Source organism: Streptomyces sp. CB02056, from assembly GCF_001905545.1.
GTDB lineage: Bacteria > Actinomycetota > Actinomycetes > Streptomycetales > Streptomycetaceae > Kitasatospora.
In genome coordinates this window covers 337,602-362,552 of record NZ_LIPD01000001.1, presented here as the reverse complement: position 1 = coordinate 362,552, position 24,951 = coordinate 337,602, and the positions used below count along the sequence as shown (strand labels likewise).

The following is a 24,951-nucleotide window of genomic DNA, read 5'->3' as shown; positions in this document are numbered from 1 at the left end:
AAACCCCGGGGTGTTGGAGCACCGCCGGGGTTACTTGTGCCCATGCACCGGGCGCTTCTCCGAGCACCCGACACCGCAATTTTCACCGCAACGCCGTAACACCTCGTCAAACCCCCACCCACATCACCCTTTCGGGCGGCGCGAGCGCACTCACCCCAGCGCGCCCCGGAACCTCCGCTCCCTGGACGCTCCAGCCTCGTCCGCGAGTTGATACCGTCGGTGGACATGACTGACTACGAGACCGCATTTCGGTCGCTGGACGGCACCGCACTGTCCGGCACGGTCACTCCCTCGCCAACTCCCCCAACTGCTCTGGCCGTTCTCGCACACGGCGCCGGCGTCACCCGTGAAGAAGGCGGATTCTTCGGCCGCCTGGCGGCCGGTCTCGCCGCCACCGGCATCACCTGCCTCCGCTTCGACCTGCGGGCCCACGGCAGGAGCGCCGGGCGCTTCTCCGACATCACGATCGCCTCCATCGCCAACGACATCCGGGCCGCGTCCGGACACCTGGCAGAGATCGCCGATCGCCCCGGCCGGGTCCACGTCGTTGCCGCCTCGTTCTCCGGCGGTGCGGCAGCCCTACATGCCGGAAGCCGACCCGATGAGGTCGACAAGCTGGTCCTGCTGAACCCACGTATGGACTACCGGAACCGCTTCATCACCGAAGCAGCCGGATGGGTCGAGGACCGCCTCTCCACAGAGCACGCCGTGAAGCTGGACGAGCGTGGCTTCTCCGTCCGTCAACCGTTCGAGACGGGCCGCGGTCTCCTGAACGAGGTCTTCCACCTCGACCCCGTGCAGCTCTGCACCGGCGTGCGGTCACCCGTACTCATCATCCACGGTACGAAGGACACCTTCGTCGACATCGAACTGTCCCGTCGATTCGCGCCGCTCTTCGGCGCCGGGGCCGAACTGTACGAACTCGACGGCGCGCAACACGGGTTCGCCGTCCACGACGACCCGTCCTACGCCCACCCGCAGTCCAAGGCCTGGCAGAGCGAGGTGATCGCCAAGGTGGCGGAATTCGTCTCGTCCTAACATGACACGGTCACCATCAGACGTTCGTGGAACTCCCGCACCGCCGGACGGTCGCGGTGCGGGAACAGGATCTCTGCCGTGCGGTGGAGTTCGGTGATCACCTGCCCATAACGCGGAGGCGCGGCCACGGCCAGGGCACGGAGAGCCGCGTCAGCCGCCTCGTCAGGCTCACCTGCCTCGGCGAGAGCCCCCGCCAGGAACGCGCTGTAGTGGGCATGGTCGCGAGGTCCGAGGACGCTCCCCGAGAGATGCGCCCGAAACACCGCAACTGCTTTGTCCGGCCGCTTGGCCTCACGCCAGCAGATCCCGGACTGCACCATCAGCCGATCGCGGGTGTAGCCGTCCCCGAGAGGCCCGGTGCAGGTCGCCGCCCCGCACGGCTCGGCCGCCTGGTCCAACGAACCATGCGCCTCGTCCAGGACTCGCTCGATCTGCTTCTCGGCGGCCCCGGTCATCGCAAGTCCGCGCGCCTTCTGCTGAAGTGCCTCAGCACGTGGACGTGGCGGAAGGACCCACGGCCCACTGGTGGCCGCATCTGCCAAGGCGAGTATCCGAGCCGGGTCGTGGCGTCCCATGGCCTGCGCCTGACGCAGGAGAACGTAGGCGTGCATGGCACCGTCGCTGGTGAAGGTGGCCCATTCCTTCGACTGGTTGTGCCAGTAGGTGATCGTCCGGTGAGGCGATCCGGCATCCCGGTGAAGCCACGCTGCCAGTTCGGCCGCACGCGCCCCCAGGCCGAGTAGCTGTTGACGAATGCCGGGCTTGGCATCTCGTGCAGCACCGTTGATCGCGGAGAGGATTCCAAGCGCGGCGGGCATTGCCCGATGCGGCCCGTCGAGAAGATCAATCCGAGCCGTCTCGTCCAGCGCGTTGCGCAGATGATCGACAAGATCCTGGTCGGCGTATCGGTAGGCGTCCCGGGCTGCGGCTGCGAAATGGTCCAGTGCCGCAAGATCGAGCAAGGGTGCGACAAGAGCACCGCCTACGAATGTTCGGCGAAGCACATGATCCTCCATGCCGGGTTCGTCATCGGCCGCAGTGTCCCGCGCCATCGCCTTGCCGGCGGGCGGAACGAAGCCCAGGTGCCCCAAGGGCATACCGAACATCCGGATCAAGACCTGACGCGCGTCCCGGTTCGGCCACAGGGTCTGTCCCGATTCCCACCGTCTGACCTGACGCACCGAGATCCTGGCCTTCGAGCCCGAGGTGCCAGCCGTGGCGTTGTACGCCTCGGCGAAGTCCTCCTGAGTGCGCCACCCACGCTTGATCCGCGCAGTGACGAACGTTCCATTCGGTGTGTGTCCGGGCATCTCTGCACCCCCGCAGATCCAGGCTAAGCCGCCGACATCGGCCAGCGACAGGAGATACGGCGTACCGATCGAAGTGTCCGGTGATGTGTCCTCCAGTCTGACCTCGTCTCATCCGCAGAAGCACTGTTGACTGATGATCAGCCGCTCTGGAACTGGAAATCGCCATCGGGTTCGGGAGTTCCTGGGCGGCCGAACGATCCGGCATCCCAGCGGGAGGCCTGCGTGACCTCCCGATCGCCACGGAGCTGGTCAGCAAATCCTGCAAGACCGTGCACGCAGACCTCCGCTTCCAGTGATCGTCCCTACGCTTGAGAGGACCACCGTGGCCCGCACACCTCCACTCACCTCCCGCGAGCGCTACCGCCGGCGGATCTCCCCCCGACCGCGGTCGGTCGTCGTGCAACCGGACGGCTTCTGCAATGTGGCGTGCAGCTACTGCTACCTCCCCGGAAAGGACCGTCGGACGCCGATGACGTCCGATGTCGCCGAGGCCATTGCCCGGTCGATCCGCGAGATCGCAACCGTCGATGCCCCGATGGACCTTGTGTGGCACGCGGGTGAACCGCTGGCGCTCGGGACGTCGCGTCTCTCCGAGTTGACCGATCCGTTCGAGAGCCTTCGGCATGAAGGCCTGCTGCACCACTATGTCCAGACCAACGGCACCTTGGTCAGTGACCGCTGGTGCGAGTTCTTCGCGGAGCGCGAGGTACGTGTGGGGGTGAGCATCGACGGTCCCGCCGAGTTCAACACGGAGCGCGTCGACCGCCGAGGAAAGCCTGTCTTCGATCGCACCCTCCGAGGCATTGCGCATCTTCGCCGACACGGAATCGGCTTCTCCACGATCGCCGTGGTCACAGTGGACAGCATCGGCCGGCCGGAGGACCTGCTGGACTTCTTCGCCGAACTGGGCTGCCACACCGTAGGAATCAACATCGAAGAGCGCGAGGGAGCCAATGCCCACCGCCCCGTCCCCATGTTCGAAGCCGCAGCCGAGTTCTGGAACCGCGCGATCGCCTGGACTCGTTCGAACCCCGGCCTGACCGTCCGCGAAATCGATCGCCTTGGCGCCTACCTGCGCTCCCTGCGAGGCGGAGACGGCTGGCAAAGCGTTCGGATCGACCCCATCCCGACCGTCTCTTCAATCGGGGACGTCGTTCTTCTCTCCCCTGAGCTGGCGGGCGTCCAATCCCCCGAGTACCACGACTTCCAGGCCGGGAACGTCCTGCAGCTCACCATCCGCGACATGCTGGCCAACGCCCATCGGCTCCGCTACGTGGACGAGTTCCTGACCGGCCTGGACGCCTGCGAGGCCACCTGCGAGTACTTCGGCTTCTGTCGGGGTGCTCAGGCCGGAAACAGGTTCTTCGAGAACGGCCGCTTCGACTCCACCGAGACGAACCACTGCCGCGTGTCGCGGCAGGCCCTTCTCACCGCCCTGTCCGATACCGTCCGAGCGGAGACCGCGTCATGACCTTGCTCGAACTGCTGAAGACCATCGAAACCGACGTGATCAGCGACCTGGTGGATGCCGGCACGACCGGCCCCGCGGTGGCGAAGTTCGACAACCGCCCCACCTGGGACAACGCCGGCCCCAAGTTCGACAACCGTCCGACCTGGGACAACTGGAACAAGAAGTGAGCGTCGCCGGGCCAGTGCCGACCGGCGCTGGCCCGGCGCAACGGAAAGCGAGCATTCACCATGCCCAGCCGTTCCTTCGGCCGTATCAGCATCACCTTGCCCGATCTCACCGGTGGCTACCTCTCCAGCACCTCGACCTTGGAGAGCGGCCGGGGCATCGTCCAGGAGTTCGCCTATGCCGACGCCGATCTACGCGACCTCGACCTGGCCAACACCCGTCTCCTCACCGGCCGCGTCACCAACCTTCGTGCTTCCCGTGTTCGCATGGACGAGGTACGCGTGGACTCGGTCGAATTCACCGACTGCGACCTGGGAAATCTCCAGTGGGTCGACAGCAGGCTGTCGCGCGTCGTCTTCAGGAACTGCAAGATCATGGGCGGGAACTACAACGGCCTCACCCTCGACAACGTGCTGTTCGACCACTGCAAGCTGAACTACTCCACCTTCGAGAAGCTCCGCACCACCGGCCCGCTCGCTTTCACCGACTGCGTGCTCACCGAGTCGGCCTTCAACGGGTGCGACCTCACTGCTGCGGTCTTCGACGGCTGCTCGCTACGAGACACCGAGTTCGGCCGCGGCACCTATCGAGCGACCGACCTGCGCGGCAACGACCTGTCCATGCTTCGGGGTATCGGCAACCTCACGAAGGTCATCATCGACCGCCCCCAGCAGATCGAGCTCGCCCAAGCGCTCATGGCCGAGCTGGAGGTCACTTTCGGGGATGACCTCGACGGGCCCGGGTCCAGGAGGACTCCATGAGTCTCAAGGTCGCCCACGCCTCACCTGCCGCCCTCGCAGCCCGCACCCAGGTCGCCAGTGTCGGCACGACCCGCGGCGACGCCCGGTTCGAAGAGGGTGCTGTCATTCCCATCGGCCCTTGGCGTTCCCTCGATCACGACGTGATCGACCGGCTCCGACCCGGTCGGTCCACGGCCGACGACATCGTCGTCGAGGTGGTCGGGGCCGAGAGCATCGGCCCCGACCACCTCAACAGTCCTGGAACCCACATGCTTGGCAAGGCTCTCAGCGTCGCCAAGTCACCGACCACGACACCCAACTACCAAGATGGTCGGCTGATCGGCCTGCACGTCGACAACTGGGACAAGCTGAGCCACGCACGCAAGCACACCGGTCGGCGACGACTGTGCATCAACCTCGGGCCTGGCACCCGCTACATCCTGCTCGGTGACGTCGACATCCAGAACGTCTGCCGGACGGTCCGCGAGGATCACGCCGCCTGTTACCCGCACACCGATGACCTCCGGTCCTACGTCGCACGCGGATTCCCCCTCCACTGCTTGCGCATTCGGCTCGATCCCGGCGAGGGCTACATCGCACCCACCGAGTTCCTGCCTCATGACGGCTCCACGGAAGACCAACAGGAATCCACTGCCGCCTTCTGGCTCGGCCGCTGGGCATGCGGCGCCATGGGATCGCTGGTCTGACACTGTCCGACAACGTCCCCGAAGGCATCCGAGAGTGTGTCGAGCACCTTCGGGTGCTCCTTGATCACCCGTTCAGGCGGCGCACGCGCGCACAGTCCGGCGCGCCCCGGACCCGCGAGCCCAGGGCGCGCTTCATGCCACCCATCACCCGACGACGCGATCCGGCTCATCCAGCCACACCCGGTGCTCGCCCGCGACGGTGACGGTCAGGCCGAACCGGTCGAGGCTCGGCTCGCCCTGGCGCTGCCACCAGGCATGGGCGGCGGTCACCTCGTCCCACAGGTCGCGGGGGCCGGACTGCGAGACGGCGTGCTTCCCGTCCCGGTCGGCGAGGCGGCAGTGGGCGTACGAGACGCCGTCCCACACCTCGAACCGCCCCGTACCGAAACGGTCGTAGCCCGCCCACACCTCCCGCCGGAACAGGCCCGGCAGCCGCAGCCCGATCGCGAACGCGGCGTCGGTGCACTCGGCCACGGCGGCGGGGTCGAGGGCGGACGGGCCGTGCCGGACGTCCTCGATCTCGAACTCGCCGCTCCCGGGGCGCTGGTCCCGCACCCACATGAACGCCACATCCTCGACGAACGGCCCGCTCGCGGACCGGCCGTCGTCGGCGACGGTGAGCCTCAGCAACCCCCCGTTGCAGAACGCCGTGCCGTACGGGACGACGATCACGCCGCCGGGCACCGTCTGCTCGATCAGCGCCCCGGGGACGCGTTGCACGGCCGCGGTGACATGGATCCGGTCGTACGGCGCGCCCGCCGGATGGCCGAGCATGCCGTCGCCGACAACGGCCGTGACCGGCAGGCCGTTCGCCGCCAGGCGCCGCCGCGCGGCACCGGACAGTTCGGGATCCAGCTCCACGGTGGTCACGTTCTCCACCCCGAGCCGACGCGCCAGCAACGCGGCCGTCCACCCCGCACCGGTGCCGATGTCCAGCACCCGCATGCCGTCGGTGACCCGGAGGTGCCAGAGCATCCGGGCCACGACGGTGGGCATCGAACTGGACGAGGCCGGCGTGCGGCCGTCCTCGTCCAGCATCGTCACGAGCGGGACGTCCGAGGCGACCAACTCCCCCCACTCGCCCGGCCGTTCCGTCCGGTCGAGCCACTCACCCCCGTGGTGGACCCGGTCCGGAACGAACAGCCGTCGGGGCACAGCCCTGAACACCGGCTCCCAGTCGACCGACAGCGCCCCGGACTCCCGGAGCGCGTCGGTGAGCGCGTTCCACTTCACGCGATCATCCCCTTCGTGGAGGAACTCGGTCGGTGCGAGTCGAGTACAGCCCAACTCGCCCTCACCGGAAAGCCATTGCCTGTGGTCCCGGGGTTGTCCCGCCCGCACCGGCGGTAGGCTCGCGGTCACTGTCGATGATGGGATTGACCCCGTGGACGACCCGATCCGGCATCCCCTCGCCTACGCGCGCGAACTGCGTCACTGGTCGCAGGGCGACCTCGTCGCTGAGCTGAACAAGGCCGCCCGGCGTCACGGGCTCCGCTCCGGCGCCGACAAGGCGGCCGTCAGCCGGTGGGAGCACTGGCGCAAGACGCCGAACACCGACTCCCAGCTCCTCATCGCCGAGGCCTTCGACGTCCCGCTGTCGGAGCTGGAGGCGTACGGCTGGCCGTACTGGCTGCCCGGGCGGGACGAGCCGCTGCCCCTGGGCGCCGCCCACACCGTCCGAGCACTCCACGACGCCCAGAGAGCCGCCATGGACCGCCGCAGCTTCATGACCTTCAGCGCGATCTCGCTGGGCGGCCTGGCCGCCCAGCGGGCCACGACCGAGCCCGGGCGCCTCGTCTCGGCCTTGGACGGCAAGCACGTGGACCGCGAACTCGTGGACTGGCTGGAGGAGACCAGCAGGAAGCTGACGGCCCTGCCCACCGAGCAGCGCCAGCACACCGTCCGTCTGATGGACGCCCACCTGGCCACCGTCACGGAGCTGATCGAGGAGGGCCGCTACGGCGAGGCGACCGGTCGACGCCTCCACCGGCTGGCCGCCTCGCTCGCCACCACCTGCGGCTGGTACCGCTTCGACCAGGGCCGGCACTGGGCGGCCGGAAAGCTGTGGGAGGCCGCGCTGCAGTCCGCGAACGCCGCGGGCGACCGCGACCACGGCGCCGGCGTGCTGTCCGACTTCGCCTACCAGGCCACCTGGCTCGGCAAGGCAAGGGTCTCCGTCGGCCAGCTCGGGCACGCCCTGTCCGGCGTCTCGCACCCGACCGCCCGCTCCCTGCTCCTCCTCCGCCGCGCCAGGGCCCACGCGGCGCTCGGCGACCGCGCCGCCTGCTACCGGGACCTGTCCGACGCCGAGTCCGCCCTCGCCGTCGACGCCGTCGATCCCGCACCCGGGTGGTGCGCGTGGATGGGCCCCGCCGACCTGGCCGTGGACTCCGGCCAGTGCCTCCTGGACCTCGGCCGGACTGGCGAGGCCCGGGCCCGGATCGCGGAGGGGATGGCGCTGCTGCCCCGTGCCAGGGACAAGACGCGCGGCGTCTTCCTGACGTACCAGGCCCGGGGCTACCTGGAGGCCAAGGAGGTCGAGCAGGCCGTGTCCGTCACCGGCGAGTCGCTCGACCTGGCCACCCGGATCGGCGCGCCCCGCTGCGTCGCCCTGGTCCGCGAGCTCGCACCGGCCTTCGAGCCGTACCGCCGGGTCGACGGCGTCCCGGAGTTCCTGGAGCGGCTGCGGGCCTGCTGACCACTGGCCCGTTCCTTCGTCCCCGCACGCCCTGGCGCCGATCCATCCGATCAAGCGATCATGGTCTTGACGTTCTGTCATATCCCCATGCCGAAAGGTGTCCACGATGCTGGTCGACTGGCCCACCGAGACGTTCGTCCTACGCCTCCACCGCATTCCTGAGCTGGTGGCCGGAGCCGCGCCGGGAAGCCCCGAGGGCACCCCGGTGGTGCTCGCGCCCGAGACCGGTGGCGACGGCGAGCAGTGGGTGGCCGAGCGGTTCCGGGTGATCAACCACCGGATCCGCCACGTGGCCACCGGCCTCTACCTGACCGCCGAGGAATCGAGCCGGGGCGCCAAGGTCACCCTGCGGCCCAAGTTCTCCGACACCGGCAGCGACTCCTCGTACTGGCGGCAGGCCTGGCGGGCCTTCGTCCAGCGCGACACCGGCCGGCTGATGGCCCTCCACGACTCCTCCAACTGCCTCCTCGGCCTGGCCGAACCGGCGGCCGAACGGCCGGGCGGGCCCCTGATCCTGGAGAAGGGCGCCGGGGCCCAGGACCTGAACTGCACCGCCTGGGCGCCCGCGCCCCTCCCGGCACCGGAGCCCGCCCCCGCCCCGGCGCCGAAGGCCACCGACCTGCCGGTGGGGACGGGACGGGTCCGGGTGCCGGCCCGCCGCTTCGAGAAGCGCGTGCGGACCGTCGAGCAGTTCTTCGAGGAGACCAGCTTCCGGGAGGTCCCCGGCGAGCTCCTCACCCCGGGCACCCGCATCGAGGCCTTCGACTTCGACCATCACTCCCAGGGCGACTGGTACCAGGAGGGGCGGGAGGGAGATCTCGTGACCTTCATCGACAGCTACGACACGGCGGGCGCCGCGCGCAGGGCCTTCCACCGGCTGAAGGGGGAACCCGCCCGCTACGTGGACTCCGGCGAGGTCGACGTCCACTACGTCCCGCCGAAGCTCGTCGCCCGCACCAACTTCCCGGCCGCGCTGTTCGACCGCATCGGCGGCCACGACGCCATCTTCCGGACGCCGTACCGGCTGCCCAACGGACACGGCTTCTACAACCAGCCCGAACGCCGCGAGGGCCTCTACTTCCCCAAGCGCGACGGCGCCGGCACCGTCATCCAGTGGAACAAGACCTGGATCGCGGACAACGACACCACGTCCAAGGTCTTCCTCTGCTTCGACGGCCGCTACTTCATCGACGAGATGGACATCACCTGGGCCGACGACCAGAAGAGCTGACCCCGGCACCCGCGAAGTCGTCCTGCCCGGCCCCGTAGCGTTGCCCCCCTTACCCAGGAGGCGTGTTGAGCGAGATCATCCTCATGTCCGACCCGAAGGTCGCCGCGGTCCCCGTCCAGGACTGCGGCGAGCGGCTGTCGGACGTACGGCTGTCGGACGTACGGAGCGGCGGCGGGCTGCCCGTCGACGGGCGCAAGCAGGACGGCACCGGGGCCTTCGCGCAGCTGCGGGCCGGCGTGCTCGACCGGCTGCTCGACGCGCAGGAGGCCCTGCCGGACGGCCTGCGGCTGCTGTTCGTCGAGGGCTACCGGCCGCCGGCCCTCCAGAGCCGCTACTTCGACGAGTACGCCGCCGAGTTGCGGGCCGCGAACCCCGACTGGCCGGACGACCGGGTCAGGTCGTCGGCCAGCCGCTACGTCTCCCCGCCGGAGATCGCACCGCACAGTGCCGGGGCCGCCGTCGACCTCACCCTCGTCGACGCCGACGGCCGTGAACTCGACCTCGGCACCCGGGTCAACGCCAACCCGGAGGAGAGCGCCGGGGCCTGCTACACCCACGCCGACAACATCGGTACGGAGGCCCGCGCCAACCGGCGACTGCTCGGCAGCGTCCTGACCGGCGCCGGACTCGTCAACTACCCCACCGAGTGGTGGCACTGGTCGTACGGGGACCGCTACTGGGCACTGGCCACCGGTGCGCCGTCGGCGCTCTACGGGCCGGCGCACCGGTAGCCGACACCTCGCACAGCCGACACGACACGCGGCCCGCTGCCTGCTGTCGGCCGCGGCCCCGGGTCAGGATGGCGTCGACACCGACGCCGTCCTGACCCGAGGAGCAGAGCGATGACCGAGCAGAACCCCGAGCACGCACCCCCCGCCGTCGCCGTCGCGATCGTCGTCGAGGACGGCCGGGTGCTGATGGTGCGGCGGCGGGTCGCCGAGGGCGAACTGTCCTGGCAGTTCCCGGCCGGGGAGGTCGAGCCGGGCGAGTCCGCCGGGGCGGCGGCCGTGCGCGAGACCGCCGAGGAGACCGGCCTGCGCGTCACCGCCGCCCGGCTGCTCGGCGAGCGGGAGCATCCGCAGAACGGGCGGCGGATGGCGTACACGGCCTGCGAGGTGGTCGGCGGCACCGCCACCGTGGTGGACTCCGACGAGCTGGACCGGGTGGTGTGGGCGTCCCGCGCCGAGCTGGCCGAGTACGTGCCGTTCCCGCTGTTCCCACCGGTGCGGGAGTACCTCGACGGCGCGCTCGCCGAGTAGGGGCACGCGGTCTCCGGAACTCCTCCCCGCCGGAAGGACGTTCGGACGGGAGACCCCTCTCCCCCGCCCCGGAAGGAAACGCGTGACACCCGCGCACGGAGCCCCGTCCGACCACCCCGCACCGCGAGCCCGCCGGTCGGGGCGGGAACCCGTCACCGACGAGACGGTCGCCCGGCTCCGGGCCCAGGCCCGCACCGACCCCGCCTCGGGCCTGCCCGCGCTGGCCGAGGCGCTGCGGGGCCGGGCCTACGGCCGGCCCGAGCCCCGGCCCGAGGACGCCGTCCCGTTCCTGGAGGAGTCCGCCGGCATCTACCGCGCCCTGGTCGCCGACGGCTGCACCGAGCACCTGGCCGCCGCCGCCCGCGCGCTGGCCTCCCTCGCCCTGCAACTCTCCCTGGCGCACGCCGACGGCCCCGCCCTCGCCGCCCGGCGGGAGGCGGCCGACCTGGCCCGGCGCGCCGAAGCGGACCAGCCGGTGGAAGGCCTCGGCCAGGCCGCCGTCCTGCACGCCGACCTCGCCCACGGCCTCGCCGAGGCAGGACGGTTCGACGAGGCCGTGGACGCCGCCCGCACGGTGGCCGACCGCTCCCGGGCGGTGACCGAGCCCGGCGGGAGCGACCTGGCGTGGCGGCTGCTCGACCTCACCGTGCTGCTCCGCCTCGCGGACCGCACCGAGGAGGCCGTGGCCGTCGAACATGAGGCCCTCGCCCGGCTGCGCGAGGGCCGCACGGAACCGGCCCGCAGCCCCGTCCCGGCCCTGCGGACGGCCGGCGCCGCCCTGTGGTTCGCCGATCTGGGCCGCGCCGAACAGTCCCACCGGCTGCTCGCGGACGCCGCCCGCTCCTGCGAACTCCTGCCCGCCCGCGGCGACGCCGGCGACTTCGGCTTCAACGAGGGCCTGCGGAGCGCCCTGTTCGCCCGCTCCGGCGTACGGGACGAACAGGCCGCGGCCGACGCCCCGGACCCGCTCGCACTCGGCGTCGACCCGGGCCGACCCCTCCAACCGGTGCTGGGCCTGAGCCTCCACCACTGGTCCTTCAGCCTGCGCGAGTCCTTCGAGGACGGCCTGGCCACCCTCGCGCGGGCCGTCGAAGCCGTCACCGGCAGGCCCGAGCCCACCGACCACCTGCCCGACGAGGACGACCCGTCCGAGCACCCCGACAGCCCCCCCCTGCCGGAGGACCGCGCCCTGCTCGCCACCCTCGGCACCCTCACCCGGCGGCTCGACCTGCGCCGGGCGGTCCGCGGAGACCACCCCACCTACTATGCCCACCTCACACTCCCCCGGCTACGGCGGAGCGCCCGGATCGAACGCCGCCTCCACGCGACCGGCCCCGCCGACGACACCCACCGCCTCGTCCGGGCACTCACCGACCTCGCCATGGCCCAACTCGTCCACGGCGCCCACGCCGAAGCGACCGCCACCCTCCACGAGGTCCACACCCTCGCCGCACGGCCGGAGGCCCCGCGCAGCCACTGACCTCCGGCACCCCATCCACCCCGTCCACCCCCGTACCCTGTCCCGCAGCACTCACACGGGCACCGTACGGACCTTCGGGGGAACCGGGGAAACCAGTGGAACTACGTCAGTTGCGCGTCTTCGAGGCCCTCGTCGCCCACCACACCGTCACCGGCGCGGCCATGGCCCTCGGACTCGCCCCGGCCTCCGTCTCCGAACAGGTCCGCACCCTCGAACACAGCCTCGGCACCGACCTGTTCGACCGGGCCGGGCACGACCTGACCCTCACTCCGGCCGGGGAACGCCTCCTGCCCTGGTCCCGCCGACTCCTCGATCAGGCCGACCAGGCCCGCCGCGAAGTCGCCGTCACCCGGCCCCGCCTGCGCCTCGGCGTCCTGGCCGCCGTCTCCGCCACCCACCTCCCGGCCGTCCTGGCCCGCCTCACCGACCACCGCCCCGACCTGGACATCTCCCTCCACACCGACGCCACCCGGGACGTCCTGGTCGACGGCGTCGCCGCCGGAGCCCTGGAAGCGGCCCTCGTCCTCGACGCCCCCGGCCCGCTCGGCGCCCTCGGCTTCCCCCTGCCGCCCGCCCCGCTCGATCACCTCGACCTCCAGGCCGTCCCCCTCACCCTGGTCGCCGCCCCCACCCACCCGCTCGCCCGCGCCACCGCCCTCACCCCCGAACTCCTCCGCGGCCACCGCCTCCTCGTCGACACCCCCGCCTGCTCCTACCACCTCGCCGGCGAACGCCTCCTCGGCCACCACATCCGACGCCTCCACACCGGCACCGTCCCCACCACCCGCGCCTGCGCCGAACAGGGCCTCGGCATCGCCCTCCTCCCCACCCACGCCGTCCACACCCACCTCACCGCCGGCACCCTCACCCGCCTCCCCCTCAACCCCCCACCCCTCCACCTCCGCCTCCTCTGGCCCACCCACCACACCCCCTTCCCCACCCTCCACTACCCCCTCTCCGTCGCAGCCCCCTGAACGCTGCCCACCCCACCGGCCAGCGCCGTCGGACCAGTACGCGACCTCCGACTCAACGACAAGCCGGTGCAGGTTGCCGCCCACAACGCCCTTCCCCCTTGCCATCCCGGCCCGGCGGGCCAATCATCTTGCGGCCGAAGGTCGAAGCGAGTTCTCACAGGGCACTGGCCGCCCACTTGAACGGATTAATATGCAAGGCATTTCCCCAACTGCTAATACATCAAGCTCTGCCATTCATGATCAAGATCGATCCTCCATTTGACCAAGATGATCATATTGGAAATATTTCCAGCATCGCCTTGCGCTTGCCCAAGATTTCCATGTTCAATGATTTTCACGCTAGGAGAACTGCTTACGAGGTTGCAATGGCAATTCCGGAAGAAATGAACACCCTTCGACTTCGTCGACTCAAAATCCTGGATGAACACCACCAAGCCCAGGAGGAGTTGCGCATGCAAATGGCGACCAAACTGCGGGAGGTCGACCATGAGGCCAGGCGTCTCGGCGGTCGAAGCGCAAGCCTCCCATGCCTGGTGCGCATCACTCCAGGCCCCATCCTGACCATCTACCACTCGGCCGATGCCCCCTGCGGGCGTGTGCAATATACAAGCAACTTCCGAAGGGTGACTGAGGCTAAAGCAAAAGACTCGTCACCCTACTTTCGCCTGGAGCGATGCACAGCCTGCCACTGGGGAAACGCCGCGAAGATCCACGGTCAACGGCTGCTGAACGACTCGTAGACCTGCCGCTCCGCAGACGAGCAGACACGGCTTTCGAGGAGCATCCGTCAGATGGACTTTCGAAGGCATGAGCAAGGCATCCACAGCCAGCGCGATTCCCTCCCCGACTCCAATACGGCGGCCGCATCCAGCCCGCACACAGCAGCGCGCCCCGGGGTTCAAGGAACCCCGGGGCGCGCAACTTCCGTACATACGTCAGGCCTTGGGGCCCGCCGACTGGACGACCTCGAAGGACCAGAGGGTGGAGCCGGAGGCGGCGGGGCGCTTGGGGGCCTCGCCGGCGGGGCCGTTCTGGTGGGCGGCCTTCATGGGGCCCTCCATCCAGGCCTTGAAGTCCTCCTCGCTGCGCCAGCGGGTGTAGACGAGGTACTGGTCGGTGCCCTCGACGGGGCGGAGGAGCTCGAACCACTCGAAGCCGTCCGAGTTCTCCACCGCGCCGGCCCGGGAGGCGAAGCGCTGCTCCAGCACCTCGCGCTGCTCGGCCGGCACCGTCAGGACGTTGATCTTGACGACGGACATGGCGCACTCCTTCTGCTCCGGTGACTGCTTACGGGGAGCAGTCTGCTACACCTCACGGCGGGACCGTTCGGAGGCACCGGCGGTCACGGCGGGTGGTGGGGCGTCGACATGCAGGGACCGGGCCCGGGTGGAAGCCTGGAGGTAGAGCCCAGAACCCGAGGGACAGGGGAACGGTCATGGGTATCGGCGACAAGTTCCGGGACAAGGCCCAGCAGGCCGAGGAAGAGGCCAAGCAGCGCATCGGAAGCGGGCAACCGCAACAGGACGAGGCCCAGCAGAAGGCCTCGCAGGCCCAGCAACAGGCCCAACAGCAGGGTCAGCAGAACGTGGACGACCAGGGGAACGACATCGAGGGCCAGCGGTAGCGGCGGCTGTCGAGCGGGGACGGCCGGGGCGAGTCCTCGGCCGCCCCTGTCCCCATCCCCGTCGGCATCGGACTCAGGCGATCCACGGCGGGAGGACGCGCTGGTCGTCGCGCGGGGCGAGGGCGCAGGCGTCGGGCGGGGTGACGGCGTCGGGGTTGTAGGCGTGGGCGGGGGACGGGGAGGCGACGACGGCGGTGAAGCCGGTGTCGGTGGCGATCTGCCGGACGGTGTCGGCGGGGAGGGCGGCGGTGTCTCCGGCGGCGAGGGTGAAGGCCTCCCCCGCCAGGTCGACCCGGGCGGTGCCGGTGAGGAGTGTCCAGACCTGCTCGGTGTCCATGGCGTGCAGCGGGCCCCGGGCGCCGGCGGTCATGTCGACGTGCCAGACGGCGAGGGAGGTGGCGCCCTGGGTGGGCGAGGCGTAGGTGGTCATGACGGCGTTCGGGGTCTCGGTGCGGCGGGCGTCGGTCCGGCGGATGACGGGCATGGCGAGGGAACCCCCTAAGATGGACAATGAAGTTGTCTATATGGTCAATGAGGTTGTCTATCGTGTCAAGTGAACCGTCCCCGCCGGGATTTGAGCTACCGCTGCGCCTGCTGCTGGCCTTCCGGACGATCATCGACGAGCTGCACGAGCGCATCGCCCGCGAAGGCCACCCCGACCTGCGCCCGATGCACGGCTTCGTCTTCCAGGCGATCGGCCCGCACGGCACCACCGCCACCGAGCTCGGCCGCCGCCTCGGCGTCACCAAGCAGGCCGCGGGCAAGACCATCGACGGCCTGGAGCAGCTCGGCTACGTCGAACGGGCCGCCGACCCGGCCGACACCCGGCGCAAGCTGGTCCGGCTCACCGCACGCGGGGTGGACTGCCTGCTCCGCTCGGCCCGGATCTTCGACGAGCTGCGCGAGGAGTGGTCGGCGGCCCTGGGCGAGGAGCAGCTGCGCCAACTGGAGGACGGCCTGCGCCTACTCGCCCCCGGCGACCCGTTCCGCCTCGACACCCCGCGCTGGTTCGGGGCACCGTAACCCCGTTACCGGTCTCAGGAGTTGGGCAGACCGCCGGTCGCCAGGGTCTGGTTCTTGTACGCCTTCACGCCGGTGATCTCGGCGCCGAACCACTCCGGCGCCGAGAACGCCGCCGCCTCGGCCTCCGAGCCGAACTCGACCTCGACGGTGCGCAGTCCGGCCAACTCCCCCTGGTAGACGTCCGCGTAGACCGTGACGCCGGACGCGTCGAAGGTGTAGCGCTCCTTGACCAGCCGCGCGCCCTCGGTGGCCGGCCAGAGTTCGGTGAACTCCTGTTCCCCCAGCTCGCGTTCCACCTCGATCCGCACCGGGGAACCGGCGCCGGACGCCTTGCGCTTGACGCCGAGGACGCAGCTGCCGCCGATCCGCCGCAGCCGCACCTCCGTCCCGTCGTCCTTGATCGCGATGTACCCCTGCTCGATGTGCTGCCGCACCGCCGTCTCCGGCGGCTCGAAGGCCTCCAGCAGGAACTTGCGCTCGATCTCGAGCGGCACGCCGCACCACCCCTTCCCCGGTCACGCCCCACGGGCCGACGGACGAACGGACGGTCAGAACGACCGTCCCTCCCCACGGTACGGCCCCTGCGGCCCCGACGGGTCCGGACGGTCGCGCCGGTCCGCGCAGAGCGAGGAGCTGAGCCGGTTCAGGACCCCGGCGAGCTCGGCGTACCGCTGCTCGTCCCAGTCCCCCAGCAGTTCGGCGAGCTGGGTGCGCCGGGCGGCGACCAGCCGCAGCGCCGCCTCCTCCCCCGGTTCGGTGAGCCGCAGCGGCAGCCCGCCGGCCCTCGCCGCCAGCCCCCGGCCCTCCACCTCCCGGACGGCCTCCTCGATCACCGAGACCGGGACGATCCGCCGCTCGGCCAGTTCGGCCGGCTCGACCGAGCCGTGCTGGTGCATCTGGAGGAGCAGCCAGCTGGAGGCGGGCCGCAGGTCCAGCCCGGCGGTCTCGGTGATCCGCCGGAAGAGGTCGCGCCGGGCCTCGCGGCTGTTCAGCACCGAGAGGGCGCGGGCGATCTCGTCCAGCGAGGTGCGCTCGACCGGGTTGAACCCGATGGACTCGCTGAGGTCCGGAGCGGTGACGGTGGAGCGCAGCTTCTGTTCGCGCAGGAACAGCGACAGCACGAAGGCGACCACCGCGACCGGCACCGCGTACAGGAACACCCGGGTGATCGACTCGGCGTACGCGTGGTAGACGCCCGGCTGGACGGCGGTCGGCAGCCGGGGGATGACCCGCGGGTCGGAGGTGATGACCTCCGGTCGGAAGCCGGGCGGCAGCGGCACCCCCGCCAGGGCGTCGGCGAGCCGGCTGCGCAGTCCGCTCGCGAAGACCGTCCCGAAGATGGAGACGCCGAAGGAGGCCCCGATGGAGCGGAAGAAGGTGGCGCCCGCGGTGGCCACGCCGAGGTCCTCGTAGCCGACCGAGTTCTGCACGATCAGCACCAGCACCTGCATGACCAGTCCCAGCCCGAGGCCGAAGACCAGGAAGTAGAAGCTCATCTCGGCGGTGCTGCTGTGCTCGTCCAGCCGGGAGAGCAGCAGCAGCCCGACGGTCGTCACGGCCGTCCCGGCGATCGGGAAGATCCGGTAGTGGCCGGTGCGGGCGACGATCTGGCCGGAGCCGATCGAGGTGAGCAGCATGCCGAGCACCATCGGCAGCATGTGGATACCGGACATGGTGGGCGAGACCTGCTGGACCACCTGGAGGAAGGTCGGCAGGTAGGTCAGCGCGCCGAACATCGCGAAGCCGACCACGAAGGAGATCACCGCGACCAGGCTGAACGTCCGCGAGCGGAACAGCCGCAGCGGCAGCACCGGCTCCACGGCCGTCCGCTCGACCTGGACGAAGGCGAGCAGCAGCACCAGCCCGAGCACGCCGAGGCCGACGACCTGCCAGGACGTCCAGGCCCAGGTGGTCCCGCCGAGCGAGGTCATCAGCACCAGGCAGGTGGCGACGGCGGCGATCAGGACGGTGCCCAGGTAGTCGATCCGGTGCTCGCGCCGGACCTCCAGCCCGTGCAGCACCGCCGCGATCACCACCAGGGCGACGATGCCGATCGGCAGGTTGATGTAGAACACCCAGCGCCAGCTGAGGTGGTCGACGAACACCCCGCCGAGCAGCGGACCGAGCACGCTGGTGACGCCGAAGACGGCGCCGAAGAGGCCCTGGTAGCGGCCGCGGTCCCGGGGCGCGACGAGGTCGCCGACGATCGCCTGGGAGAGCACCATCAGCCCGCCGCCGCCCAGGCCCTGGAGGGCGCGGAAGGCGATCAGCTCGCCCATGTTCTGGGCGATCCCGCACAGCACCGAGCCGAGCAGGAAGATCACGATGGAGGCCTGGAAGAAGCGCTTCCGGCCGTACATGTCGCCGAGCTTGCCCCACAGCGGGGTCGCGGCGGTGGAGGCCAGCAGGTAGGCGGTGACCACCCAGGAGAGGTGGTCGAGGCCGCCGAGGTCGCTGACGATGGTCGGCAGCGCGGTGGAGACGATGGTCTGGTCGAGGGCCGCGAGCAGCATCGCCAGCAGGAGGGCGCCGATCGGCACCCAGAGGTTGGGGACGGTGACCGCCGGCGGGCCGGGCTCGCCCGCCGGGCTCCGGCCGGACGCGGTGCGCGGCTCCGTCATCGGGTCCCCGCGGGCGTCACGGCGTCCGCGCGGGGCGTCACGGCGTCTCCCCGGGCATCACGGCGTCTCCGTGGGCATGGCGTCTCCATGGGGTCCCGGGCCCGTCGGCCGGGCCGTGCGGATGATCACTCCCAGCTCACCGCGCTGGTCGGTTTCGTCCCGGTATGTTCCACCGGGTTGAGCCGAGCGTAAGCGCCGGGGACAACCGCCGCGCTCCGGGCGTTCTCGGAGGAGCCAACCCGCACCAACCGGCACAACACCCCCGCCGGGGGACGGACGCCCCTGTCCCCCCTTCGGACGGTCCTGCATAATCAGGCCCGATCGTGCGCCCGGATCCGCCGGGAACACGCGCCGAACGCGCACCGGACGATCGACCGACTGAACGAACGAACGACGACTGACCGACGACCGACCGACCGCGAAGTCGACGCGAAACCGAGGAGGACCGGCCGATGCCGGACCAGCACTGCCCGACGTGCGGCACCGCACGCTCCACCGGGTGCGGCTGCGTCCCGGACCCGAGCCTCACCGAGACCGCCGTCCTGCCGCACGTCGAGGGCCCGCCGCTGGTCCGCCCGTACGTTCCGCAGACCGCCGACCAGGTGGCCGACGAGAGCCACCCGAACGCGCCGGTGGTGGACCCGTTCGCGACCACGGTGCTGCCGCCGGTCCCCCCGGGGCAGCCCGCCCCCGGGCAGCCGGCCGCTCCCCCGCTCGGACCGGACGCGGACGCGTACGCCACCACGGTGCTGCCGCCCGTCGCCCCGGGACAGGACCCCTTCGGGTCGGCGCAGGCCCCCTTCGGGTCGGGACAGGCCCCGGCCGGCCCCGGGCAGGACCCGTTCGGCCCCGCCGCCGACGGCTACCCCGGCGCCCACCCCAGCGCCCACCCCGGCGGCCACGGGGACGCGTACGCCACCACCGTGCTGCCGCCGGTCCCGCCCGCCGGGCCGGGCGGGAACGAGATCGGCCTCTTCGCCTTCGGGCAGGCACCCGGCGCCGGGCAGGGCCCGGACGTCGCGCGGGCCCCGGACACGCCCGGGCCCGAGGGCGGCGGCCGGGCCGCCAGACGGGCGGCCGAGCAGGCCGAGCGGCGCCCGCTCGCCCAGCGCAAGGGGCTGCTCGCCGGGATCGGCGCCGCCCTGGTCGCGCTCACCATCGGCGTCGCGTACGCGGTGACGCCCTCCGCCGAACCGCCGGCCAAGCAGGCGCAGCCGCTGCCGACGAGCACCCTGGCGCCCGCCCCGGTGGACCCGCCCACCCTGGCGACGCCCGTTCCGACCACGGCGGCGCCGACCAGCGAGGCGCCCAGCCCGACGCCCACCGCCACCCGCAAGCCGAGCCCGACGAAGACGGTCACCCCGCCGCCGACGGCCGCACCGACCACCGAGGCCCCGGCCGCTCCCCCCGCCCCGGCCCCCACGCCGACCGTTCCCCCGGCCCCCTCCCCGACCCCGACGCCCACCACCGCCCCGACCCCGCGCGTGCTGCAGTCCGGGATGAGCGGGCCCGACGTGACCGCCCTCCAGCAGAAGCTCGCCGTCGTCGTCTGCTGGGCGAGCGTGCCGGTGACCGGGGTGTACGACGACACCACCGTGAACACCGTCGGCTACGTCCAGTGGATGTGGGCCGTCAAGGGGGACAAGCGGGGCGTCTTCGGCCCCAACACCCGTGCCGCCCTGGACGCCCACAACAGCTGCTGAGGCCGACAGGCGGCGGACGGCGAACGACGGACGACGGACGGATCAGCCGGTGATCGCCCCGAAGATGCTGATGCCCGCCAGCACCACCATGATCGCCGCCGCCACCCGGATGATCAGCTTCATCGGCACGTACTTGAGCAGCTTCTGGCCGCCCACGATGGCGATCCCGCCGACCGCGCACAGCGCCAGCCAGGAGCCGAGGCCGACGGCCAGCGGGTCGGCGTACTTGGCGGCCAGGTTGGCGGTCATGATCTGGGTCAGGTCGCCGAACTCGGCGATCGCGACCACCACGAAGCTGGCCCCGGCCACCTTCCAGAAGCTGTTCGAGGACGGCTCCTTGGCCGCGTGCTCGTCCTCGTCCTCGCCGCCATGGAACAGCAGCATCGCCGCGCCGACCAGGAACAGCAGGCCGGTGACGCCCTCCACCCAGCGGTGCGGCAACAGCGAGAGCAGGTGCCCGGCGGCGAGCGCGAGGCCCACCTGGAGGGCGAAGGCGGCGGCGATGCCCGCGAAGACGTAGCTCGCGCGGTACTTGGTGCCGAGCACCAGGCTGGCCAGCGCGGTCTTGTCCGGCAGTTCGGCCAGGAAGATGATGCCGAAGGTCAACGCGGCAACGGTGAGACTCATCAGGGGTTTTCCTCGGTCGGAGGCTGCCCGGCCGCCGCGGCTCCGTCAGGGGACGCTTCGGCCCGACAGCACTGGTCATGGTCACAGCACTGCGGCCGAAGGTCTCGCCGGCACCGTTCATCGAGCGGTGCCCCGGGCGCCGGGCCCCTGGGGGCCAGTATGTCGACGGTCCGGTGGAGGGCTACTCCCCTTCAACGGCCCCAAGCGTACCCGACGGCGTCAACCGACCCCTCTCGGAAGACCGACGAGGGCCGACGGGCACCGCCCCGCCTACCGGCCGCCCCCGTCCGGCTCGACCGCGACCAGCCCGCGCCCGACCAGTTCCAGCACCACCACGATCGCCACCGATTCCACCGCCAGCAACCCGATCAGCACGAACAGCTGCACCGCCCCCGCCTGGACCGGCGAGGACCCGCCCAGCAGCATCCCGACGAACGCCCCGGGCAGGGTCACCAGGCCGACCGTCCGGGTCTGGTCCAGCGCCGGGACGAGCGAGGTCGCCGCCGCCGTCCGGCAGATCTCCAGCCGGGCGTCGCGCTCCTCGAAGCCGAGCGCCAGCGCGGCCTCCACCTCGCCGCGCCGCAGCCGCAGCTCGTCCAGGGCCCGCCGCCCGGCCAGCGAGGTCGCGCTGAGCGCGCCGCCGATCAGGATGCCCGCGACCGGGATGACGGACAGGCCCTCGGCCGGCAGCAGTCCGACGCCCAGCAGCAGGGCGAGCACCGGCAGCACCCCGGCACCGATCGGGGCGGCCGCCCAGACCCAGCCCGGGCCCGGGGTCATCCGCCGGCCGGCGGTGCGCACCGCGACCGAGAACATCACCAGCACAAACAGCGCCGACCACCAGAGCGAACCGACCACCCAGCTGATCACCGCGGCGACGGCCGCCAGCTGCACCACCGCGCGCAGCCCGGCCCGCAGGACGGCGTGCCCGTGGCCGAGCAGGCCCCGCCCGGCCACCGCGACGGCGGCCAGCAGCAGCACGGCGGTGACCACCCCGAGCACCGGGGTGACCGGCAGCAGCTGGCCGCCCGACGCCGCCAGCGGCACCGGCATCAGATCCAGCTGGTGAACCACATCCGGTCCTGCCAGGACGACATCGGGATCACCTCCGCCGTGTACAGCGGGTAGAAGAAGGCGAAGCAGCCGACGATCGCGAGCACGACCGCCCCGGCCCCGATCGCCCCGATCCGGCGGCGCTCGGGGCTGCACCCGGCCGGGCCGAGGATCGCCCCGAGCATCTGGGCGACGGCCAGGCAGAGGAAGGGCACCAGCACGACCATGTAGAAGGAGAAGATCGTCCGCTCCTGGTAGCGGAACCAGGGCAGGTAGACGGCGGCGACCGCGCACAGCACCGCGCCCGAGCGCCAGTCCCGCCGGAAGAACCAGCGCCACAGCAGGTAGACCAGCGCGAAGCAGGCCGCCCACCACAGGAACGGCGTGCCGAGGCCGAGGATCTGCGCCGCGCAGCCGCCCGAGGAGGTGCAGCCGTGCTGCCCGTACGGGATCTGCTCCCAGTACATCGAGACCGGGCGCCCGTCGACCAGCCAGGCGAAGGGGTTGGACTGGTAGGTGTGCGGGGTGCTCAGGCCGGTGTTGAAGTCGTACATCTGCGCGTGGTAGTGCCACAGGCTGCGCAGCGGCGCGGGCACCCAGCCCATCGGGACCTGCGGCAGCGGGATGCCGAGGACGCTGTCCGGGGAGAGCCCGGCGCGCCCGTCGGCCCAGTGCCGGTCGTAGCCGCCCCCGCCGTTGGCGCCGCCGCCTCCGGTGGCCAGCCAGCCGCTCCAGGCGCCGACGTACACCACCACGGCGGAGCCGACCATGGCGAGGAAGGCGGGGACGGCGTCCAGGCGCAGCATGGAGCGCCAGGGGCGGCGGGCGCCGGCCCCGCGGCGGCCGGACTGGTCCCACAGGACGGTCAGGATGCCGAAGGCGGCGAGGATCGGGGCGCCGTTCCACTTGACCGCGCAGGCGGCGCCGACGAACACCCCGGCGGCGATCCGCCAGGGGCGCCAGCCGAGCCGGACGGCATCGGCGTCGGCCGCCCCGGCGAGCCTGGCGCGGACGTGGTCGCGGTCGACCAGCAGGCTGCCGAAGGAGGCGAGCACGAAGAACATCTGGATGCCGTCGAGCAGGCCGACCCGGCTCATCACCAGCTGGAGGCCGTCCACCGCCATCAGCAGCGCGGCGGTGCAGCCGACCAGGGTGGAGCCGAAGAGGCGGCGGCCGATCCGGGCGAGCATCAGCACGGCGAGGGTGCCGAGCAGGGCGGTCATGAACCGCCAGCCGAAGGGGTTGAGCCCGAACAGCTGCTCGCCGGTCGCCATCACCCACTTGCCGAGCGGCGGGTGCGCGACGAACTCGGGCGCGGAGCCCAGCGGGATCGACTGCGGGACGGAGAGGATGTCGGCGTTGGCGTGGTCCGGCCAGGTGCCCTCGTAGCCCTGCTGGAGCAGCGACCAGGCGTCCTTGGGGTAGTACGTCTCGTCGAAGACGAAGGCGTTGGGGTGGCCGAGGTTCCAGAACCGCAGCAGGCCGGCGAAGAGCGCGACGGCGATCGGTCCGAGCCAGCCGGAGCGGTCGGCCGCCCAGCGGACCAGGCCCCCGCGCGGGGCCGGGGCCGGGGCGGCGGAGGTCGGGGCCGCCGGTGGGTGCGTGAGCGCCGCTTGCGTCATAGCCTCGCCGATTTCGCCTGTCTGCTCTGCCCGGGGCCTGGCTCCGCCCGGGTCGCGCCGCGCCCGCCGGGGCCGGGCGGTCAACAGCCACTGACACTATGTGGCGGTGCCCGCGAAGCCAAGCGCGACGGGCGCCGACCAGGTGACCTGGTCGGCGCCCGTGACGAACACCCGTGCGGGCCGTTCCGCTACGCGGCGGTCTGCAGTTCCCGGACCGGGACGGCGTGGACCACGGCCGGGGCCGCGTTGTCCTGCTCCGGCGTGAGGTACGGGCGCAGCCTCAGCGCCAGGACGACGATCAGCACCGTGGAGCCCGCCATGGCCGCCAGGTAGAGCGGCCAGGCGCCGGAGCCGACCAGCAGCACGCCGACGGCGGGGCCGACCGCGATCGCGATCTGCTTCACCAGGGAGTACCCGGCGTTGTAGGTGCCGAGCAGCCGGGCCGGGGCGAGGTCCGCGACGATCGGGCCCATGGTGGGCGCGAGCAGCGACTCGCCGACGCCGAAGAGGGCGTAGATCGAGACGATGGCGACCGTGGCGGCCATGGTCTCCGTCCGGATCAGGCCGGCCACCAGGGCCATCGCCCAGGCACCGAGCCAGACCACGCCGGCCGCGGCCATCGCGGTGGTGCGGCGGCGGCGCGCGGTGATCCGCACCATGAACATCTGCAGCACCACGATGGTCAGCGCGTTGGCGCCGATCGCGAAGCCCAGGGTGGAGGGCGCGGTGCCGACGGTGGAGGTCGCGAAGGCCGCGACACCGGACTCGAACTGGCCGTAGCAGGTGAAGAAGATCAGCCCCGCGAGCAGGCAGAGCCGCAGCATCGCCTTGTCGGCGACCAGGGCGCGCAGGCCGGTCGGGCCGTCGGCCTTCTCGTGGACGGCGGTCAGCTGGACCTTGGATATCCGGGCGGTGCCGGTGACCAGGGCGAGGCCGAGGAACGTCGCCGCCTCGATGGTGAACAGCCGGGTGAGGCTGGCCGGGTCGGACACGTTCACGATCTGCCCGCCGACCAGCGCACCGATGCCCATGCCCAGGTTGACCAGGGTGAACTGGAGCGCGAAGGCACGCGAGCGGGTGGCGGCCGTGGAGCAGCGGACGATCATGGTGGCGAGCGCCGGCTGGCAGGTGGTGACACCCGCGCCGAACAGGAAGGCGGAGACCAGCAGGGCCGGGGTGCCGGTGGCGTGGCCGAAGGCGAACGCGCCGGTGGCGGCGAGCGCCGTACCGGCCAGCAGCACCGGGCGGGGGCCGTACTTGTCGATGCCGCGGCCGATGAACGGGAGGACGGCGAGGGCCGCCAGCGCGAAGAGGGTGAACACCATCCAGGCGACCATCGACCCCAGCCCGCGCACCTGGTCCACGTACACGAACATGTACGGCATCGTGAACCCGCTGCCGAACGCACTGAGTGCGTTGCCGATCTGGACGCGGCGCAGCGGGCCGCCCGCTCCACGCCGCTGCCTCTGCTGCTTCACCGTGCCGGTCACCGTGCACATCCCTTCCTGGCTTCAACTGGATACTCTTAAGTCCAGAAGATTTCAGAGCTAAAGTTTGACGAGATAAAGTCTTAGCACCGGAAGAGTGCGGAGTCAAAGGCTTAAG

Annotated in this window: 25 protein-coding genes; 15 read left to right on the top strand and 10 right to left on the bottom strand. The window is 71.4% G+C overall.

The genetic code is table 11. The features are described from left to right. Window positions 1-225: 225 nt before the first annotated feature. Window positions 226-1,038 carry an alpha/beta hydrolase gene (locus AMK13_RS01600; RefSeq protein ID WP_053112003.1) on the top strand — a complete coding sequence of 271 codons (813 nt, stop codon included), beginning with the start codon at window positions 226-228 and terminating at the stop codon, window positions 1,036-1,038. Here AMK13_RS01600 and AMK13_RS01595 read toward each other — a convergent pair. Continuing rightward, entirely contained in the window at window positions 1,035-2,348 is a 1,314-nt protein-coding gene (locus AMK13_RS01595; protein ID WP_074000825.1) for a helix-turn-helix domain-containing protein, read from the bottom strand. The two genes, AMK13_RS01600 and AMK13_RS01595, sit on opposite strands and share 4 nt — an antisense overlap. Before the next feature lie 292 nt (window positions 2,349-2,640). Here AMK13_RS01595 and amcB point away from each other — a divergent pair, with 292 nt between their 5' ends. The 4 genes from amcB to AMK13_RS01580 are packed head-to-tail and all read left to right on the top strand — an operon-like array spanning window position 2,641 to window position 5,431. Continuing rightward, window positions 2,641-3,819, top strand: coding sequence for a cyclophane-forming radical SAM peptide maturase AmcB (gene amcB, locus AMK13_RS01590; RefSeq protein ID WP_338016241.1), 1,179 nt, complete (start codon window positions 2,641-2,643; stop codon window positions 3,817-3,819). Next, complete coding sequence (gene amcA, locus AMK13_RS43955) at window positions 3,816-3,986, top strand: multiple cyclophane-containing RiPP AmcA (protein WP_198959297.1); 171 nt, start codon at window positions 3,816-3,818, stop codon at window positions 3,984-3,986. Before amcB ends, amcA begins: the two co-directional genes overlap by 4 nt. A 60-nt stretch (window positions 3,987-4,046) precedes the next feature. Further along, the gene (locus AMK13_RS01585) at window positions 4,047-4,745 is read left to right on the top strand and encodes a pentapeptide repeat-containing protein (RefSeq protein WP_049650506.1); all 699 of its coding nucleotides are present in this window, start codon (window positions 4,047-4,049) and stop codon (window positions 4,743-4,745) included. After that, on the top strand, window positions 4,742-5,431 hold the full coding sequence (locus AMK13_RS01580) for a hypothetical protein (RefSeq protein WP_074000823.1): 690 nt from the start codon (window positions 4,742-4,744) through the stop codon (window positions 5,429-5,431). The genes AMK13_RS01585 and AMK13_RS01580 overlap by 4 nt, the downstream gene beginning before the upstream one ends. 144 nt (window positions 5,432-5,575) lie before the next feature. Here AMK13_RS01580 and AMK13_RS01575 read toward each other — a convergent pair whose 3' ends face one another. After that, window positions 5,576-6,664: a methyltransferase domain-containing protein gene (locus tag AMK13_RS01575; RefSeq protein WP_074000822.1), complete on the bottom strand. Its 1,089-nt coding sequence runs from the start codon at window positions 6,662-6,664 to the stop codon at window positions 5,576-5,578. Between the two features lie 151 nt (window positions 6,665-6,815). On the opposite strand from AMK13_RS01575, the gene AMK13_RS01570 reads away from it, so the two are divergent. The 7 genes from AMK13_RS01570 to AMK13_RS42725 all read left to right on the top strand — a co-directional run bounded on the left by AMK13_RS01570 (window position 6,816) and on the right by AMK13_RS42725 (window position 13,813). Then, window positions 6,816-8,129 (top strand): helix-turn-helix domain-containing protein, encoded by a 1,314-nt coding sequence (locus AMK13_RS01570; RefSeq protein ID WP_074000821.1) that lies wholly within the window; start codon window positions 6,816-6,818, stop codon window positions 8,127-8,129. A 106-nt stretch (window positions 8,130-8,235) separates the two neighbouring features. Further along, window positions 8,236-9,360: an RICIN domain-containing protein gene (locus AMK13_RS01565; protein ID WP_074000820.1), complete on the top strand. Its 1,125-nt coding sequence runs from the start codon at window positions 8,236-8,238 to the stop codon at window positions 9,358-9,360. 65 nt (window positions 9,361-9,425) lie between these two features. Next, a complete protein-coding gene (locus AMK13_RS01560; RefSeq protein ID WP_074000819.1) occupies window positions 9,426-10,091 on the top strand; it encodes a M15 family metallopeptidase in 666 nt (221 codons plus the stop codon). Between the two features lie 111 nt (window positions 10,092-10,202). Beyond that, the gene (locus AMK13_RS01555; protein WP_074000818.1) at window positions 10,203-10,619 is read left to right on the top strand and encodes an NUDIX hydrolase; all 417 of its coding nucleotides are present in this window, start codon (window positions 10,203-10,205) and stop codon (window positions 10,617-10,619) included. Window positions 10,620-10,701: 82 nt separating this feature from the next. Next, window positions 10,702-12,099 (top strand): hypothetical protein, encoded by a 1,398-nt coding sequence (locus tag AMK13_RS01550; RefSeq protein WP_074000817.1) that lies wholly within the window; start codon window positions 10,702-10,704, stop codon window positions 12,097-12,099. A 110-nt stretch (window positions 12,100-12,209) separates the two neighbouring features. Continuing rightward, window positions 12,210-13,073: a LysR family transcriptional regulator gene (locus tag AMK13_RS01545; protein WP_198959296.1), complete on the top strand. Its 864-nt coding sequence runs from the start codon at window positions 12,210-12,212 to the stop codon at window positions 13,071-13,073. Window positions 13,074-13,309: 236 nt separating this feature from the next. Continuing rightward, window positions 13,310-13,813 carry a hypothetical protein gene (locus AMK13_RS42725; RefSeq protein WP_143204459.1) on the top strand — a complete coding sequence of 168 codons (504 nt, stop codon included), beginning with the start codon at window positions 13,310-13,312 and terminating at the stop codon, window positions 13,811-13,813. 195 nt (window positions 13,814-14,008) lie between these two features. Here AMK13_RS42725 and AMK13_RS01540 read toward each other — a convergent pair whose 3' ends face one another. Next, a complete protein-coding gene (locus AMK13_RS01540) occupies window positions 14,009-14,332 on the bottom strand; it encodes an antibiotic biosynthesis monooxygenase family protein (protein ID WP_074000815.1) in 324 nt (107 codons plus the stop codon). Between the two features lie 176 nt (window positions 14,333-14,508). On the opposite strand from AMK13_RS01540, the gene AMK13_RS01535 reads away from it, so the two are divergent. Further along, window positions 14,509-14,697, top strand: a complete 189-nt coding sequence (locus AMK13_RS01535; protein WP_074000814.1) for a hypothetical protein — start codon at window positions 14,509-14,511, stop codon at window positions 14,695-14,697. A 73-nt stretch (window positions 14,698-14,770) separates the two neighbouring features. Here the strand turns inward: AMK13_RS01535 and AMK13_RS01530 are convergent, their stop codons facing one another. Beyond that, entirely contained in the window at window positions 14,771-15,181 is a 411-nt protein-coding gene (locus AMK13_RS01530; RefSeq protein ID WP_074000813.1) for a cupin domain-containing protein, read from the bottom strand. A 62-nt stretch (window positions 15,182-15,243) separates the two neighbouring features. On the opposite strand from AMK13_RS01530, the gene AMK13_RS01525 reads away from it, so the two are divergent. Beyond that, window positions 15,244-15,720, top strand: coding sequence for a MarR family winged helix-turn-helix transcriptional regulator (locus AMK13_RS01525; RefSeq protein WP_234348289.1), 477 nt, complete (start codon window positions 15,244-15,246; stop codon window positions 15,718-15,720). A 14-nt stretch (window positions 15,721-15,734) separates the two neighbouring features. Here AMK13_RS01525 and AMK13_RS01520 read toward each other — a convergent pair whose 3' ends face one another. Then, window positions 15,735-16,214, bottom strand: coding sequence for a CYTH domain-containing protein (locus tag AMK13_RS01520; RefSeq protein ID WP_049650521.1), 480 nt, complete (start codon window positions 16,212-16,214; stop codon window positions 15,735-15,737). 54 nt (window positions 16,215-16,268) lie between these two features. Then, entirely contained in the window at window positions 16,269-18,341 is a 2,073-nt protein-coding gene (locus tag AMK13_RS01515) for an MFS transporter (RefSeq protein WP_074000812.1), read from the bottom strand. 452 nt (window positions 18,342-18,793) lie between these two features. Between AMK13_RS01515 and AMK13_RS43295 the strand changes: the two genes are divergently transcribed. Then, entirely contained in the window at window positions 18,794-20,044 is a 1,251-nt protein-coding gene (locus AMK13_RS43295) for a hypothetical protein (RefSeq protein WP_074000811.1), read from the top strand. 42 nt (window positions 20,045-20,086) lie between these two features. On the opposite strand, the gene AMK13_RS01505 is transcribed toward AMK13_RS43295, so the two are convergent. The 4 genes from AMK13_RS01505 to AMK13_RS01490 all read right to left on the bottom strand — a co-directional run bounded on the left by AMK13_RS01505 (window position 20,087) and on the right by AMK13_RS01490 (window position 24,836). After that, window positions 20,087-20,674 (bottom strand): TMEM165/GDT1 family protein, encoded by a 588-nt coding sequence (locus AMK13_RS01505; protein ID WP_049656026.1) that lies wholly within the window; start codon window positions 20,672-20,674, stop codon window positions 20,087-20,089. 267 nt (window positions 20,675-20,941) lie between these two features. Further along, a complete protein-coding gene (locus AMK13_RS01500) occupies window positions 20,942-21,724 on the bottom strand; it encodes an ABC transporter permease (RefSeq protein WP_074000810.1) in 783 nt (260 codons plus the stop codon). Continuing rightward, the gene (locus AMK13_RS01495; RefSeq protein ID WP_079271743.1) at window positions 21,724-23,346 is read right to left on the bottom strand and encodes a dolichyl-phosphate-mannose--protein mannosyltransferase; all 1,623 of its coding nucleotides are present in this window, start codon (window positions 23,344-23,346) and stop codon (window positions 21,724-21,726) included. The genes AMK13_RS01500 and AMK13_RS01495 overlap by 1 nt, the downstream gene beginning before the upstream one ends. Window positions 23,347-23,534: 188 nt before the next feature. Further along, window positions 23,535-24,836 (bottom strand): MFS transporter, encoded by a 1,302-nt coding sequence (locus AMK13_RS01490; protein WP_234348552.1) that lies wholly within the window; start codon window positions 24,834-24,836, stop codon window positions 23,535-23,537. Window positions 24,837-24,951 lie beyond the last annotated feature (115 nt).